The 15,441-nt window shown below is 71.4% G+C and carries 12 protein-coding genes; 5 read left to right on the top strand and 7 right to left on the bottom strand.

Going from position 1 to position 15,441, the window contains the following annotated elements; all coding sequences use genetic code 11:
• Positions 1 to 56: 56 nt before the first annotated feature.
• Positions 57 to 725: a bifunctional DNA primase/polymerase gene (locus ACOKM3_RS14520; protein ID WP_426900576.1), complete on the bottom strand. Its 669-nt coding sequence runs from the start codon at positions 723 to 725 to the stop codon at positions 57 to 59.
• Positions 726 to 1,207: 482 nt separating this feature from the next.
• On the opposite strand from ACOKM3_RS14520, the gene nsdA reads away from it, so the two are divergent.
• The 4 genes from nsdA (at position 1,208) to ACOKM3_RS14500 (ending at position 7,189) form a co-directional block, all read left to right on the top strand.
• Positions 1,208 to 2,686 carry a transcriptional repressor NsdA gene (gene nsdA / locus ACOKM3_RS14515; protein WP_426906790.1) on the top strand — a complete coding sequence of 493 codons (1,479 nt, stop codon included), beginning with the start codon at positions 1,208 to 1,210 and terminating at the stop codon, positions 2,684 to 2,686.
• Positions 2,687 to 3,014: 328 nt separating this feature from the next.
• On the top strand, positions 3,015 to 4,370 hold the full coding sequence (locus ACOKM3_RS14510) for an ammonium transporter (RefSeq protein ID WP_426900574.1): 1,356 nt from the start codon (positions 3,015 to 3,017) through the stop codon (positions 4,368 to 4,370).
• On the top strand, positions 4,367 to 4,705 hold the full coding sequence (locus ACOKM3_RS14505; protein ID WP_266714579.1) for a P-II family nitrogen regulator: 339 nt from the start codon (positions 4,367 to 4,369) through the stop codon (positions 4,703 to 4,705). Before ACOKM3_RS14510 ends, ACOKM3_RS14505 begins: the two co-directional genes overlap by 4 nt.
• A gap of 33 nt (positions 4,706 to 4,738) precedes the next feature.
• Positions 4,739 to 7,189, top strand: coding sequence for a [protein-PII] uridylyltransferase (locus ACOKM3_RS14500; protein WP_426900572.1), 2,451 nt, complete (start codon positions 4,739 to 4,741; stop codon positions 7,187 to 7,189).
• 75 nt (positions 7,190 to 7,264) lie between these two features.
• Here ACOKM3_RS14500 and ACOKM3_RS14495 read toward each other — a convergent pair whose 3' ends face one another.
• The 4 genes from ACOKM3_RS14495 to ACOKM3_RS14480 are packed head-to-tail and all read right to left on the bottom strand — an operon-like array spanning position 7,265 to position 10,836.
• Entirely contained in the window at positions 7,265 to 8,263 is a 999-nt protein-coding gene (locus ACOKM3_RS14495) for an ABC transporter substrate-binding protein (RefSeq protein ID WP_426900570.1), read from the bottom strand.
• Between the two features lie 31 nt (positions 8,264 to 8,294).
• Positions 8,295 to 9,086: an ABC transporter permease gene (locus tag ACOKM3_RS14490; protein ID WP_426900568.1), complete on the bottom strand. Its 792-nt coding sequence runs from the start codon at positions 9,084 to 9,086 to the stop codon at positions 8,295 to 8,297.
• Complete coding sequence (locus ACOKM3_RS14485; protein WP_426900566.1) at positions 9,083 to 10,192, bottom strand: ABC transporter ATP-binding protein; 1,110 nt, start codon at positions 10,190 to 10,192, stop codon at positions 9,083 to 9,085. The genes ACOKM3_RS14490 and ACOKM3_RS14485 overlap by 4 nt, the downstream gene beginning before the upstream one ends.
• The gene (locus ACOKM3_RS14480) at positions 10,189 to 10,836 is read right to left on the bottom strand and encodes an ABC transporter permease (protein ID WP_426900564.1); all 648 of its coding nucleotides are present in this window, start codon (positions 10,834 to 10,836) and stop codon (positions 10,189 to 10,191) included. Before ACOKM3_RS14480 ends, ACOKM3_RS14485 begins: the two co-directional genes overlap by 4 nt.
• A gap of 447 nt (positions 10,837 to 11,283) precedes the next feature.
• On the opposite strand from ACOKM3_RS14480, the gene ffh reads away from it, so the two are divergent.
• Entirely contained in the window at positions 11,284 to 12,843 is a 1,560-nt protein-coding gene (gene ffh, locus ACOKM3_RS14475; RefSeq protein WP_426900562.1) for a signal recognition particle protein, read from the top strand.
• An 86-nt stretch (positions 12,844 to 12,929) separates the two neighbouring features.
• Here the strand turns inward: ffh and ACOKM3_RS14470 are convergent, their stop codons facing one another.
• Both ACOKM3_RS14470 and ACOKM3_RS14465 read right to left on the bottom strand, forming a co-directional pair.
• A complete protein-coding gene (locus ACOKM3_RS14470) occupies positions 12,930 to 14,276 on the bottom strand; it encodes a phosphopentomutase (protein WP_426900560.1) in 1,347 nt (448 codons plus the stop codon).
• A complete protein-coding gene (locus ACOKM3_RS14465) occupies positions 14,276 to 15,439 on the bottom strand; it encodes an alanine racemase (RefSeq protein WP_426900558.1) in 1,164 nt (387 codons plus the stop codon). Before ACOKM3_RS14465 ends, ACOKM3_RS14470 begins: the two co-directional genes overlap by 1 nt.
• Positions 15,440 to 15,441 lie beyond the last annotated feature (2 nt).

The following is a 15,441-nucleotide window of genomic DNA, read 5'->3' as shown; positions in this document are numbered from 1 at the left end:
ACCCGGCGGGGAACTGCGGACCGGCTTCACCCGGTCACGTGGTTCCCCGCTTTCGTTCATACGCAGGGCGAGCGATGCGCCACGTACGCCAGCGTGCCCAGGAGCAGCCGTGCCTGCGGCGGTTGGGTCGCCGTGTCCAGGGACGGTGCGCGCAGCCACGTCGTCGGGCCGAGGCCGCCGCGGTCCGACGGCGGCGCCGTGACGTAGGAACCCGCGCCCAGCGCGTGCAGGTCGAGGTCGGCGTCGTCCCAGCCCATCCGGTAGAGCAGCGTGGGGAGTTCGGCCGCGGCGCCCGGTGCCACGAAGAAGTGGGCGCGGCCCTCCGGAGTGGCGATGACCGGGCCGAGCGGGAGGCCCATGCGCTCCAGGCGGATCAGCGCGCGGCGCCCCGCGGCCTCCGGCACATCGATCACGTCGAAGGCCCGGCCGACCGGCAGCAGTACCGCGGCGCCGGGGAACCGGCCCCAGAACTCGGTCACTTCGTCGAGCGTGGCCCCCGCCGGCGCCACCGCGGCCGGGTCGAGGGGATGGGCGCCGGGGGCCGGGCAGCCGGCCTTTCCGCAGGAGCACTCGGAGCCGGCGGCGCGGGCGCCGGGCGCCACGTCCCAGCCCCAGAGGCCGGTGAACTCCGCCACCGTGGTGCAGTCCGAAGCGCGGCCGGACGTGCGGCCGCGGCGCCGTGAGCCGGTGCGCATCTCGCGCATGCCGCCGATCGTGAAGCCCATGCCCCCTCCAACCCATCCCGTGCGCCAGCGGTTACGTGGCGGAATCGGATCGTTACCCAATGCGCACGCCGCTCCGGTCGGACCGGAGCTGATTCGCATTCGGGGTGGTGCGCCCGGTGCCGCGCGCCCCCGTCCACCCTGGTTCGCCTACTTCCGGCTGTCCTATGTCAAGTGAATCGTGTGGGGCCACTGCTGGGTTCATTCGAAGGGGTGGCGAATGGTGGCGTTTCCGTGTTCGCCCTCGCGGGAGGGGTGATCGTAGGATTACTTTCAGTGCACGAGCCCTGAGGGTGAGTGCACCCGTGGGTATGCCGGAGGCAAGTCGGTTTCCTGTTCGAGGAGTGACAACTGCCGGACGGGGAGCCGGGTTTGACGGCATCCTGGTAGGGCTTGCGGGCAAGAGTGTGGAGGCCGACGGTCGACTGGCCGACGGGGCTTCGCACACAGCGGCTTAGATGGCTTTCAGGGATGGGGGCGTTCCAGTGGGCGGCAGCGGCGGTGGCGTCACGAACGCCGAGAAGCGCCCGAACGAGCTGCTCGGTTCGTGGTTCGTGCGCAGTGGCTGGTCCAAGGGCGAGCTGGCGCGCCAAGTGAACCGACGGGCCCGGCAGTTGGGTGCGAACCACATCTCCACGGACACCTCGCGCGTACGCCGATGGCTCGACGGGGAGAACCCGCGAGAGCCGATCCCGAGGATCCTCAGCGAGCTGTTCTCCGAGCGCTTCGGCTGTGTCGTCGCCGTCGAGGACCTCGGCCTGCGCGCCGCGCACCAGGCGCCCTCGGTGTCCGGCGTCGACCTGCCCTGGACCGCCCCCCAGACCGTGGCGCTCATCGGCGAGTTCTCGCGCAGCGACCTGATGCTCGCGCGCCGCGGCTTCCTCGGCAGCTCGCTCGCGCTCGCCGCGGGCCCCTCGCTGATCGAGCCGATGCAGCGCTGGCTGGTGCCGACCCCGGGGGCCTCCGCCAGGCCGGAGCCGGAGCAGGCCACGCAGCGTCGTGGGAACCGGCTCTCGAAGCCGGAGCTCGACCTCCTGGAGTCGACCACGGTGATGTTCCGCCAGTGGGACGCCCAGTGCGGCGGCGGCCTGCGCCGCAAGGCCGTCGTCGGCCAGCTCCACGAGGTGACCGATCTGCTTCAGGAGCCGCAGCCCGAGGAGACGACGCGCCGCCTGTTCAAGGTCGCCGCCGAACTCGCCGAGCTGGCGGGCTGGATGAGCTACGACGTGGGCCTGCAGCCCACCGCCCAGAAGTACTTCGTGCTCGCCCTGCACGCCTCCAAGGAAGCGGGCGACAAGCCGCTGGGCTCGTACGTGCTCAGCAGCATGAGCCGGCAGATGATCCATCTCGGCCGCCCCGACGACGCCCTGGAACTCATCCACCTCGCCCAGTACGGCAGTCGCGACTGCGCCAGCCCCCGCACCCAGTCCATGCTGTATGCGATGGAGGCCCGCGCGTACGCGAACATGGGGCAGCCCGGCAAGTGCAAGCGAGCCGTGCGGATGGCCGAGGACACCTTCACGGATGCCGACGACTGGGACGAGCCGGATCCCGACTGGATCCGCTTCTTCTCCGAGGCCGAACTGCACGGCGAGAACAGCCACTCGTACCGGGATCTCGCCTACGTGGCGGGTCGCAGCCCCACGTACGCGTCGATGGCCGGGCCCGTGATGAAGCGCGCCGTCGAGCTGTTCGGGAAGGACGCCGAGCACCAGCGTTCGTACGCGCTGAACCTGATCGGGATGGCCACGGTGCACCTCCTGCAGAAGGAGCCCGAGCAGTCCACGGTGCTCGCGGGGCAGGCCCTGGAGATCGCCAGGAAGGTGCGCTCCGAGCGGGTCAACACCCGGATCCGTAAGACGGTCGCCACCGCGGTACGGGACTTCGGCGAGGTCGCCGAGGTCATCGATCTCACCGAACAGCTCGCGCTCCACCTGCCGGAGACCGCCGAAGCGGCGGTCTGAAGGCGGGGGAGCACCCCCACAAACGCCGGCCACGGCCATCCGTCCCGAAACAGCCCGACTCGGCTCCCCTACGCCAGGTCATCGCGGACGGAGACCGTGGCCGGTCTCTTTTCCCGGTCCGGTCGCGTCACCGTAACGAGCGGCGCGGACACAATCCGGCATTTCATCCACCCGTAACACCCGCGACCTCTTCGTCACTGCGGCGAAACACCGAGGGGCCCGAACGGAAACGGCGCTGCGCCAATGTCATGGCGCATAACCGGCCCACCCCTCATGACCGCATCAGGCTTCGCCCGCACGGGGCCGTACCAACGACGAGGAGACGCCGATGGCTCCAGCCATCACGCTGGCGGCAGACGCACCCACACTGTCGCCCGCCAACACAGGCTTCATGCTGATCTGTTCCGCCCTGGTGATGCTGATGACCCCGGGCCTGGCCTTCTTCTACGGAGGCATGGTCCGCGTCAAGAGCACCCTGAACATGCTGATGATGAGCTTCATCAGCCTCGGGATCGTCACGATCCTGTGGGTCCTCTACGGCTTCTCCCTCGCGTTCGGCACCGACAAGGGGTCGATCATCGGCTGGGACGGCGACTTCGTCGGGCTCAGCGGGATCGGCATCACCCAGCTCTGGGACGGCTACACGATCCCGATCTACGTGTTCGCGGTCTTCCAGCTGATGTTCGCGATCATCACGCCGGCCCTGATCAGCGGCGCGCTCGCGGACCGCGTGAAGTTCAGCGCCTGGGCGCTGTTCATCGCGCTGTGGGCCACGATCGTGTACTTCCCGGTCGCGCACTGGGTGTGGGGGACCGGCGGCTGGGCCTTCGACCTCGGCGTGATCGACTTCGCGGGCGGTACGGCCGTGCACATCAACGCCGGTGCCGCCGCGCTCGGCGTGATCCTCGTCATCGGCAAGCGCGTCGGCTTCAAGAAGGACCCGATGCGGCCGCACTCGCTGCCGTGGACGATGCTCGGCGCCGGCCTCCTGTGGTTCGGCTGGTTCGGCTTCAACGCCGGCTCGTGGCTGGGCAACGACGACGGCGTGGGCGCGCTGATGTTCATCAACACGCAGGTCGCGACCGCCGCCGCCATGCTGGCCTGGCTGATCTACGAGAAGATCCGGCACGGCGCGTTCACCTCGCTCGGCGCCGCCTCCGGTGCCGTCGCCGGTCTGGTCGCCATCACTCCTTCCGGTGGTTCCTGCTCGCCGCTCGGCGCGATCGCCATCGGCGCCATCGCCGGTGTGCTCTGCGCCATGGCCGTGGGCCTCAAGTACAAGTTCGGCTACGACGACTCGCTCGACGTCGTCGGCGTCCACCTGGTCGGCGGCATCGTCGGCTCCCTGCTCATCGGCTTCTTCGCCACGGGCGGCGGTCAGTCCGACGCGGCGGGCCTGTTCTACGGTGGCGGCCTGTCCCAGCTGTGGAAGCAGCTCGCGGGCGTCGGCGGTGTCCTCGCGTACTCGCTGATCGCCTCCGCGATCCTCGCCTTCCTCATCGACAAGACGATGGGTATGCGGGTTCCCGAGGACGACGAGGTCTCCGGCATCGACCAGGCCGAGCACGCCGAGACGGCGTACGACTACAGCGGAGCGGGCGGCGGAGCCCTGGCCCGCCAGGCCGTACCCGCCCCGGCCGCCACCCCGAAGGACCCGCAGAACACGAAGAAGGTCGACGCATGAAGCTGATCACCGCGGTCGTCAAGCCGCACCGGCTCGACGAGATCAAGGAAGCCCTCCAGGCCTTCGGTGTCCAGGGACTGACCGTGACGGAGGCCAGCGGATACGGCCGTCAGCGCGGGCACACCGAGGTCTACCGCGGCGCCGAGTACACCGTCGACCTGGTACCCAAGATCCGGATAGAGGTCCTGGTCGAGGACGACGACGCCGAGCAGCTGCTCGATGTCGTGGTGAAGGCCGCGCGGACGGGCAAGATCGGCGACGGCAAGGTCTGGGCGGTCCCCGTCGAGACGGCCGTGCGGGTGCGCACCGGCGAGCGTGGGCCGGACGCGCTGTAACGGACCATTCATGGACGGAACGGGAGTCGCTGGGTGACGAGTGTGAACGACGTACGCGCCGAATCAGAGGATTCCGGACCCAGCGGCTATGCGGCGGCCCGGCTGCGCCTCCTCCAGGGGGAGGCGCGGTCCGGGCCGCCGCGCCGTGCCGCCCTCGCGGAACTGACCGACGACTGGCTCGCCGGGCTCTTCGGCACGGGGACGCCAGGGGTCTCGCTCGTGGCGGTCGGCGGCTACGGCCGCGGTGAGCTGTCCCCGCGCAGCGACCTCGACCTGCTCCTGCTGCACGACGGCTCGGCGGACTCCGGGGAGGTCGCGGAGCTCGCCGACCGGATCTGGTACCCGGTGTGGGACCTGGGCCTCGCCCTCGACCACTCCGTCCGTACGCCCGCGGAGGCGCGCAAGACCGCGGGCGACGACCTGAAGGTGCAGCTCGGGCTGCTCGACGCCCGGCACATCGCCGGTGACCTCGGGCTGACGGCCGGCCTGCGTACCGCCGTGCTCGCGGACTGGCGCAACCAGGCGCCCAAGCGGCTGCCCGAACTGCGCGAGCTGTGCGAGGAACGGGCCGAGCGCCAGGGTGAGTTGCAGTTCCTGCTCGAACCCGACCTGAAGGAGGCGCGGGGCGGACTGCGGGACGCCACCGCGCTGCGTGCCGTCGCCGCCTCCTGGCTCGCGGACGCGCCCCGCGAGGGCCTCGCCGACGCGCGGCGCCGGCTCCTCGACGTACGGGACGCGCTGCATCTGGCGACCGGGCGGGCCACCGACCGGCTCGCGCTCCAGGAGCAGGACCAAGTCGCCGCGGAACTGGGCCTGTTGGACGCCGATACGTTGCTGCGGCAGGTGTACGAGGCCGCGCGCACGGTGTCGTACGCCAGCGACGTCACCTGGCGTGAGGTGGGCCGGGTGCTCAAGTCCCGGTCCGCGAGGCCCCGGCTGCGGTCCCTGCTCGGTGGCGGGAAGGCCGCGCCGGTCGAGCGGTCGCCGCTCGCCGAGGGCGTCGTCGAGATGGAGGGGGAGGTGGTGCTTGCCCGCGCCGCCAAGCCCGAGCGCGACCCGGTCCTGCCGCTGCGCGCCGCCGCCGCTGCCGCCCAGGCGGGCCTGCCGCTGTCGCTGCACGCGGTGCGCCGGATGGCGGCCGCCGCCCGTCCGCTGCCCGCGCCCTGGCCCGCCGAGGCCCGCGAACAACTGGTCACGCTGCTCGGCGCGGGGCGCCCGACCGTCGAGGTGTGGGAAGCCCTGGAGGCCGAGGGACTGATCACCCGGCTGATCCCGGACTGGGAGCGGGTGCGGTGCAGGCCGCAGCGGAACGCCGTGCACACGTGGACGGTCGACCGGCACCTCGTCGAGACGGCGGTGCGGGCCTCCGAGTTGACGCGGCGCGTGCACCGGCCCGACCTGCTGCTCGTGGCGGCGCTGCTGCACGACATCGGCAAGGGCTGGCCGGGGGACCACTCGGTCGCCGGCGAGATCATCGCGCGGGACGTCGCCGCGCGGATCGGCTTCGACCGGGCCGATGTCGCCGTGCTCGCCTCCCTCGTACGGCACCACCTGCTGCTCATCGAGACCGCCACGCGGCGCGACCTGGAGGACCCGGCGACCGTACGGTCCGTCGCGGACGCGGTCGGCTCGACCGGGACGCTCGAACTGCTGCACGCGCTGACCGAGGCCGACGCGCTGGCCACCGGGCCCGCCGCCTGGTCGTCCTGGCGGGGCTCACTCGTCGCCGACCTGGTCAAGCGGGTCTCGGCGGTGCTCGCGGGGGACGAGCCGGTCGACCCGGACGATGCCGAGCCGACGGCCGAGCAGGAGCGGCTCGCGGTGGAGGCGCTGCGCACCGGCGGGCCCGTGCTCGCGCTGCGGGCGCAGACGGACGCGGTGCCGACCGAGGGCGAAGGGGCCGGGGAACCCGAGCCGCTGGGCGTCGAGTTGGTGATCGCGGTGCCGGAGCAGGACGGGGTTCTTCCGGCCGTCGCCGGGGTGCTCGCGATGCACCGGCTGACCGTGCGGACGGCGGAGTTGCGAGCGTTGACGCCGCCGGAGGGCGTGGAGGGCGTCGCCCTGCTCCTTGACTGGCGGGTCGCCGCCGAGTACGGCTCCCTGCCGCAGGCCGCGCGGCTGCGCGCCGATCTCGTACGGGCCCTCGACGGGTCGCTGGACATCAAGGCGCGGCTCGCCGAGCGGGACGCCGCGTATCCGCGCAGGCGCGGGGTGGTGGCGCCGGCGGCCCGGGTGACGGTGGCATCGGCGGGCTCGCGGCGGGCGACGGTGATCGAGGTGCGGGCGCACGACGCGCCGGGTCTGCTGCACCGCATCGGGCGGGCGCTCGAGGCGTCCGGGGTGCGGGTGCGCTCGGCGCATGTGTCGACGCTGGGCGCCAACGCGGTCGACGCGTTCTACGTGGCCGGGGGCGACGGGGGGCCGCTGCCTTCGCAGGAGGCGGTGTCCGTGGCGCGGGGCGTGGAGGAGGCGCTGCGGGGGTGACTCCTCGGTGACCGCTTGGGTGGTCGAGGGCTTGCGCGGGGCGGGGCCGGGGTGCGAACCCCGGCCCCTGCCGCGTCACTTGCCGATGAAGCCGTTCGTCCGCAGGAAGTACAGCGCGGCCTGATCCGCGCTCTTGCCCTCCAGGTCGACCAGGCCGTTGAGCTTGATCACGGTCTTCTCGGTGAGCGCGTCACCGAGCTTCTTCGCCAGCTTCGCGAGCTGCGGGTACTTCTTCGCGGTCTCGTCGCGCACGGTCAGCGCGGCCAGCTCCGTGGTGAAGTGCCCCTTGTCGTCGTCCAGGACCTTCAGGTCGAGGGACTCCAGGCGGGCGTCCGTCGTGAACACCTCGGCGAACGCGCAGGGGCTGCCCTTCGCCACGTTCACGAAGTTCAGCGCGAACGCGTTCTGGTAGACCTGTGGTGCCTGGAACTTCAGCTTGTACGGGCTCTGCTCCATCGCCGCCAGCTCACGGTCCAGGAACTCCGAGGCCCCGCACAGCGTCGCGTCCTCGGGGTGCTCCTTCGCCAGCTTCGCCAGATCGCTGATCGAGTCGACCTTGCCGGCCCGGCCCGGGGCATCGGCGGCGCGGGCCATCGCGTACTGGTCGCCGAACTTCGCCGGGCCCAGCCACTTGATCTTGTGCTTCTTCAGGTCCTCGCTCGACGTGGCCCTGAACTGCGCGGCGCTGCCCTGCACGGGCGTGTCGTGCTGGAGGAACTGGGTCCAGCCGGTGCCGGAGTAGTCCCAGTACATGTCGATGTCGCCGCCCTGCAGCGCGCTGCGGGCGATCGTGGTGCCCTGGAGGCCCGTCTGGTCCTTCGTCCTCGCCCCTGCGGCCTCCAGCGCGTACTTCGTGATCTTGCCGAGGATCTGCTGCTCGGTGAACTCCTTGGAGCCGACCGTGAAGTGGGCGCCCTTCAGGTCGACGTCCTTGGCGATCGAGCCGCCGTCGAGCTGCTTCTGGCTCGCGGTGCGCGGCAGGTCGTCGGATCCGCCGGAGCCCGCGTCGGAGCAGCCCGCCAGGGTCGCGCCGAGCAGCGCGACGCACAGTGCCGCGGCCGGTCCGAATCGCATGCGTGTCTTCACTTCTCTCACAGGCCCCTTCTCACAGACCGCGCGGGCGCAGCAGGTTCTCGACGATCCCGGCGACCCAGTCCACGAGCAGCGCGAGGACGGCCACGAGCACACTTCCGGTGATCAGGACCAGGTTCCGGCTGGAATTGATCCCGTTCGAGATCACATCGCCGAGGCCGCCGGCCCCGATGAACGTCGCGAGCGCGACCGTGCCCACCGTGATCACCAGTGCCGTACGGATACCGGCGAGCATCACCGGCACCGCGAGCGGCAGCTCGATCCGGCGCAGCACCTCGCCCTTCGTCATCCCCATGCCCTGCGCGGACTCGAGGATCGAGGGATCGACCTGCTGGAGGCCCGCGATGGTGTTGCGCAGCACCGGCAGCACCCCGTACGCGACGAAGGCGATCAGCGCGATCTGTGTCACGCCGAGGCTGACGAAGGCCACCGCGAGCAGCACGATCAGGCCGAGCGAGGGCAGCGCCTGCCCGATGCTGGCGACCGCGAGGACGGGACCGGCGAGGTGCCGGGCCCAGCGGCGGGTGAGCAGCACGCCGAGCGGGATGGCGATCACGAGGATCAACACTGTGGCGGCCGCGGTCAGTTCGAGGTGGGTGAGGGTGCGGCTGAGCAGGTAGTCCGCGTTCAGGCTGCGCCGCTCGATCTGGTCCTTGTCCTGCCCGGAGACGTACCAGGCGAGGAGCGCGAGCACCACGGCGAGGGCGAGCGGGGTGAGGGCGAGGCGCCACAGCGGCGGCAGGACGCGGGTGCGTTCGGGGGTCCTTGCCGCGGCCGGGAGCTCGTCGACGAGTGCCTGGGTCATGGCCGGGCCCCCTGGAGCAGGCCGGAGGCGCCCTCGGAGTGGATCAGCGTCCGCAGTGTGTCCAGGGTGACGACGCCCCGGTAGCGGCCGAGGTCGTCCACGACCGTCAACGCGGACGCGTTCACGGCGAGCAGCTCGTCGAGCGCGTCGTAGAGGCTGGTGTCCGGGCCGAGCGGGGAGATCAGCGGCAGTCGCGCGCCGCCGTCGGCGGGCAGCCAGCCGACGGGACGGCGGTCCTCGTCCAGGACGACCACGAACTCCCGGTCGCTGTCGTGGGCCGCGTCCTGCTGCTCCTCGGCGCTCGCCGATTCGGCGACCGTGGGCCACAGCGGTACGTCGACGTTCCCGAGCCGGGTCAGCGACAGGCGGCGCACGGCGGCGCCGGACCCGATGAAGTCCGTGACGAACTCGCTGGCGGGCTCGGCGAGGATCTTCTCGGGGGTGTCGTACTGGACGACGTTGCCGTGCTCGGCGAAGACGGCGATCTTGTCGCCCATCTTCACGGCCTCGTCGATGTCGTGGGTGACGAAGACGATCGTCTTGCGCAGCTTCGACTGGATCTTGAGGAACTCGTTCTGCAGCGCCTCGCGGTTGAGCGGGTCGATGGCGCCGAACGGCTCGTCCATCAGCATCACCTGCGGGTCGCCGCCGAGCGCGCGGGCGACGCCGACGCGCTGCTGCTGACCGCCGGAGAGCTGCTTCGGGTAGCGGCCGCGGTACGTGTCCGGGTCCAGGCCCACCATGTCGAGCAGCTCGTCCACGCGCGCGTGGACGCGTTTTTTGTCCCAGCCGAGCAGGCCGGGCACGGTGGCTATGTTCTGGGCGACCGTCTGGTGCGGGAAGAGGCCTGACTGCTGGATCGCGTAGCCGATGCGGCGGCGCAGCTCGTGCACCGGGATCTTCGTGACGTCCTCGTCGGCGAGGTGGATACGGCCGGACGTCGGCTCGATCAGCCGGTTGATCAGCTTCATCGTCGTGGTCTTGCCGCAGCCGGAAGGCCCGACGAAGACCACGATCTTGCCTTCGGGGATCTCCAACGTCAGGTCGTCCACGGCCGGACGCTCCTGCCCTGCGTAGGACTTGGTCAGCCGGTCGAGCCGGATCATCGGGTGACCCCCTTCGGAGTGGTCAGGCGGTTGAGCAGGGCGAAGAGCAGATCGAAGAGCAGCGCGAGGACGACGATCGCGAGCGCGCCCTCGAGCGTCAGATAGACGGCGAACGGGGTGCCCGCGCTGGCGAGCCCGTCGAGGATGAGCTTGCCGAGGCCAGGACCGTTCACGGCGGCGGCGATCGCGGCGATGCCGAGCAGCATCTGCGTCGCGACCCGCAGGCCGGTGAGGACCACGGGCCAGGCCAGCGGGAACTCGATGGTGGCGAGCACCTTGAGGCGGGTCATCCCCATCGCGTTCGCCGACTCGACGATCGCCGGGTCCAACTCGCGCAGGCCGACCACCGTGTTACGTATGACGGGCAGCAGCGCGTACAGCGTCAGGGCCACGATCGAGGGCCCGGTGCCCAGGCCGAGCGGCGTGATGAGCAGGCCGAACAGCGCGTACGACGGGATCGTCAGCAGCAGCCCGGCCGCCCCGAGCACGGCGGCGCGCGGCGCCTTCGTCCGGTACGTCAGGACCGCCACCGGCACCCCGATGAGCACGGCGAGGGCCAGTCCTTCGAGGACCAGCAGGATGTGCGCGAGCGTGGCGTCGAGCACATCGGGCCAGTTGCCCTGGATGTAGTCGAAGAAGTTCACGCCGGCCTCCCCTGGGGTGCCGGCGGCCTACGGACCGGCCGTGGGGGCCGGTACGTGGAAAGGGAGGTCATCGGTGAACTCCTGTTCAGGTCATAGGTGCGTACGGCGGTTCGCCGCACGGCTGCTGGTGGTGGTTCCGGGCACGACCGGGCACGCCCCGGCCCGGGGCGAAGGTGAGGGGTGGTGTCGAAACCTGGAGGCGCCTACCCAGTCGGGCGGCACTGATGTGCACGGATTTACGGAACCGCCGGGGCCGTAATTATGGCGAACTTCCTGGTCACGCCGGGGTGCCCGCGATGGATATGGAGGCGTATGCGCGGTTATTTCGTACGTGGGTGCGACCCGTGGGACGCATCGGGACCGGGCCACTGACCACCGCGCCGCGGGCGGATACCCTGGAGGGCGACCTGTCCGTAAAGCCACCCGACCTGAGGATTCGCGACCGCCGTGTTCGACACTCTCTCCGATCGCCTCGCAGCGACATTCAAGAACCTCCGCGGCAAGGGGCGCCTCAGTGAGGCGGACATCGACGCCACGGCGCGCGAGATCCGGATCGCCCTCCTTGAAGCCGACGTGGCGCTGCCCGTCGTCCGCGCCTTCATCAAGCAGGTGAAGGAACGGGCCACCGGCGTCGAGGTCTCCCAGGCGCTGAACCCCGCCCAGCAGGTCATCAAGATCGTCAACGAGGAGCTCATCGGCATCCTCGGCGGCGAGACCCGCCGGCTGCGCTTCGCCAAGACCCCGCCGACCGTGATCATGCTCGCGGGTCTCCAGGGTGCCGGTAAGACGACCCTCGCGGGCAAGCTCGGCGCCTGGCTCAAGGGTCAGGGCCACTCGCCGCTGCTCGTCGCCTGTGACCTCCAGCGCCCGAACGCCGTGAACCAGCTGAGCGTCGTCGCCGAGCGCGCCGGCGTCGGCATCTACGCGCCGGAGCCGGGCAACGGTGTGGGCGACCCGGTCAAGGTCGCCAAGGACTCCATCGAGCACGCCAAGGCCAAGGTCTACGACGTCGTCATCGTCGACACCGCGGGCCGCCTCGGCATCGACCAGGAGCTGATGCAGCAGGCCGCGGACATCCGCGACGCCGTCAGCCCGGACGAGGTCCTGTTCGTCGTCGACGCCATGATCGGTCAGGACGCGGTCAACACGGCCGAGGCCTTCCGCGACGGCGTCGGCTTCGACGGCGTGGTGCTCTCCAAGCTCGACGGTGACGCCCGCGGTGGTGCCGCCCTGTCGATCGCGCACGTCACCGGCAAGCAGATCATGTTCGCCTCCAACGGCGAGAAGCTGGACGACTTCGACGCGTTCCACCCGGACCGCATGGCGTCCCGCATCCTCGGCATGGGCGACATGCTCACGCTGATCGAGAAGGCCGAGCAGACCTTCTCGCAGCAAGAGGCCGAGAAGATGGCCTCCAAGCTGGCCTCCAAGAAGGGCCAGGACTTCACGCTCGACGACTTCCTGGCGCAGATGGAGCAGGTCAGGAAGATGGGCTCCATGTCCAAGCTGCTCGGCATGCTGCCGGGCATGGGGCAGATGAAGGACCAGATCGCCAACCTCGACGAGCGCGACGTCGACCGCACGGCCGCGATCATCAAGTCGATGACCCCGGCCGAGCGCCAGGAGCCGACGATCATCAACGGCTCGCGCCGCGCCCGTATCGCCAAGGGCTCCGGCGTCGAGGTCAGCGCGGTCAAGAACCTGGTCGAGCGGTTCTTCGAGGCCCGCAAGATGATGTCCCGCATGGCCCAGGGTGGCGGCATGCCCGGGATGCCGGGCATGCCCGGCTCGGGCGGTGGCCCCGGCAAGCAGAAGAAGCAGCCGAAGAAGGCCAAGGGCAAGCAGCGCTCCGGCAACCCCATGAAGCGCAAGCAGCAGGAGCAGGAGGAGGCCGCCCGGCGTGCGGCCGCCGCCGAGGCCGGCGGCGCGCTCGGGCTGCCGGGTGCGGGCCAGCAGGATCCCAAGGACTTCGAACTCCCCGACGAGTTCAAGAAGTTCATGGGCTGACAGGTCCGCAGTTCTTGTTCGTGTAAGGGGCGCCCACCCATGGTGGGCGCCCCTTACACATGTCCTCTACGCGGCTACAGAGACGGTCAGGCCGCCCGTGTCGCGGCCTCGCGGATCTCCGTGCCGTTGGCCAGGCCCGCCGGATCGAGCCCGAGGGCGGCCGCCGCGGTCGCGCCCACGTCCGCCAGGCTCGACGCGTCCGGCAGCAGCTCCACGCCCGGCGCCCCGGTCCTGTGGATCAGCACCGGCACGTACTCGCGCGTGTGGAACGCGTGGCCGATCGTCGGGTCGTTGCCGTGGTCGCCCGTGACGATCAGCCGGTCGCCGGGCCCGGTCAGCAGGGACAGCAGCGCCGCGAGCCCTGCGTCGACCTGCTCCAGGATGCGGCCGTACCGCTCGACGTCCTGCTGGTGCCCGGCGAGGTCCGACTCCTGGACGTTGGCCACCACCAGCGAGTCGCCCTCCGCCCGCACCGCCTCCAGCGTGTGCGCGAGCACCTCGGCCGTGGCCACGGCGGGCCGCCGCACCGCCGCCTCGCAGGCGAGGATGTCCGCGGCCTTGCCGACGAGCGTCACCGGGATCCCGGCCCGGGCGGCCAGGTCGGGGAGCTGCCGGGTGTGGTCCGACTCGGCGCCCAGGTGCTGCACCTGGAGCCCGCCGTTGCGGTAGAAGCCGGTCGCCGGGGTGTCCAGGCCGACGGTGCCGCCGTCCCCGTCCCGTACGAACTCCGGCAGCGGACCGTCCGCGTGCCCGCCCACCGCGATGACCCGGGCCACGGGTGCGACGGCCCGTACCGTACGGGCGACGGAGAGGATGCCGTCGAAGTCGAGGCCGGCGTCGAGGTGGTCCAGGCGGCCCGAGGCGTTCCAGTTGATGCCGGGGTCCGCCTCCAGGTTGTCGTGCACCAGGACCGCGCCGTCGGCCACCAACAGGGGCTTGCCGTCGAGGCGTTCGACCCGGTGGCCCGCGTCCGTCAGGGCCCGTGTCACGTCGTCCAGGTGTTCCGCGAGCCGGGCCACCGTCACCTTGCTGAAGTCGGCGCCCATCATCGTCTGATGCCCGGCGAACGTGTCCGCCCCCGGGTAGCCGAGCGCCGCGCGGCCGACCGCGACCGGCAGATGCGTGCGGCGCGCCAGGTCCGGGTGCGGATGCACGAGGCCGAGGCCGAGCGCGCCGAGCGTCGGCAGCCGCAGCGGTCTGCCGAACGCCTCCCGGCACCGGTCGAGCACGTGCCCGCAGGTGTCCGCCGCCAGGTCACCGGGGCGCAGCGCCCCGGCGTCCGGCATCGCGCTGACCCCGAATCCGTCCACCACCACGATCACGGTCTTGCTCGTCGCAGGCGTCGCAGGCGTCGCAGGCGTCGCAGGCGTCGCGGGCGTCGCGGGAATCGCAGGTGTCGAGGGCGTCGCAGGGCCCTTCTCTTGCTCGTTCATCACAGGGCCCTTCCTTGTGCGTCGTACAGGCCGAGGAGGCGCGGCGCCCCGGCGGCGAGGCCTCCGACCACCGCGACCGTCGAGCGCGTCACGAAGATCTGCGTACGGAACGCCAACAGCGCCGTGTCGCCGACCCGGGCGTCCGCGCCGGGCGCGGGGGCGTCGAGCAGCCGGTAGTAGTCGATGTTCTCGGCGGGCGCGCCCTGGACCCGCAGGCGCTCGCCGGTGCGGGGGAGGAGTGCCGTCTTGATCCCCGAGCGCGGGTAGAAGCCGCCTCCGTAGACGGCTGGCCTGCCGTCCGCGAGGGTGTGCGCGACCTCGGTGACGTACACGTAGGCGGGCTTCTCGGGCTGGGTGAGGTCGTGGGCGTGCAGCGGTGTCGTACCGGTCAGGGAGTGGCCGGGTTCGCCGTGCGTGGCGCCGAGTTCGGCGAGCAGCGGGAGCGTCGCCATGGATGTCGCGCTGGGTGCGCTGAGCTTGAGGTCCGTGTGGCCGCGCGCGGCCAGCGCCTGGCGTGCCTTGAGGGCGAGTTCGAAGTTCGGCGTGGCGGCCGGCGCGCCCGTGGCCGGATCGCACAGCACGCACGGGAACGCCGTGACGCCCGCGATCCGCACGCCCGGGAGCCGCTCGGTCTCCGCCGCGAAGCCGTCGAGCCCGGCGAGCGGGACACCGCCCTCCTGTCCGGGGTACACCGAACCCGCGGCGCCCTCCAGGCGGATCAACACGTCCTGTACGAAGCCCAGTTCGCGGGCCGCTTCCGATACGGCGCGGGCGTTGGCCAGGTCGTACACGGTCACCGTCTCGGGACGCCAGGCCAGCATCTCGGGCAGGGCACGGCGCGGGATCTGCACCAGGTGGCCGAGGTTGCCCGCCTGCGCGCCCGCCGCGTGCAGGGTGCGGGCCTCGGGCGGGTCGATGGCGGCGTAGCGGGGGATGTGCCGGGCGATGGCCCTGATCAGCTCGGGGTTGCGGCCGAGCTGCTTGACGACGAACCACAGGCTCAGGCCGAACCGGTCGGCCTCGGCGGCGAGCAGCGCGGCGTTCGCCTCGATGGCGTCGAGGTCCATGACGTACGTGTCCGGGGGGATCTCGCCCCGTCGGTGCAGGTCCGCCGCGGCGTCGGCCAGCTCGGGGTTGCGGGTGAGCAGACTGTCGAGGAACACGG

The organism is Streptomyces nidicola, from assembly GCF_050106155.1.
Classification (GTDB): domain Bacteria; phylum Actinomycetota; class Actinomycetes; order Streptomycetales; family Streptomycetaceae; genus Streptomyces.
The sequence above is the reverse complement of the archived record's forward strand: the minus strand, read 5'-3'. Positions and strand labels throughout refer to the sequence as shown.

What these genes read in the sequence shown, in the direction of transcription:
- ACOKM3_RS14485 (WP_426900566.1), bottom strand. Translation starts at nt 10,192, where the DNA reads ATGATCCGGCTCGACCGGCTGACCAAGTCCTACGCAGGGCAGGAGCGT.
- ACOKM3_RS14470 (WP_426900560.1), bottom strand. Translation starts at nt 14,276, where the DNA reads ATGAACGAGCAAGAGAAGGGCCCTGCGACGCCCTCGACACCTGCGATT.
- ACOKM3_RS14505 (WP_266714579.1), top strand. Translation starts at nt 4,367, where the DNA reads ATGAAGCTGATCACCGCGGTCGTCAAGCCGCACCGGCTCGACGAGATC.
- ACOKM3_RS14510 (WP_426900574.1), top strand. Translation starts at nt 3,015, where the DNA reads ATGGCTCCAGCCATCACGCTGGCGGCAGACGCACCCACACTGTCGCCC.
- ACOKM3_RS14520 (WP_426900576.1), bottom strand. Translation starts at nt 725, where the DNA reads ATGGGCTTCACGATCGGCGGCATGCGCGAGATGCGCACCGGCTCACGG.
- ACOKM3_RS14490 (WP_426900568.1), bottom strand. Translation starts at nt 9,086, where the DNA reads ATGACCCAGGCACTCGTCGACGAGCTCCCGGCCGCGGCAAGGACCCCC.
- ACOKM3_RS14495 (WP_426900570.1), bottom strand. Translation starts at nt 8,263, where the DNA reads ATGCGATTCGGACCGGCCGCGGCACTGTGCGTCGCGCTGCTCGGCGCG.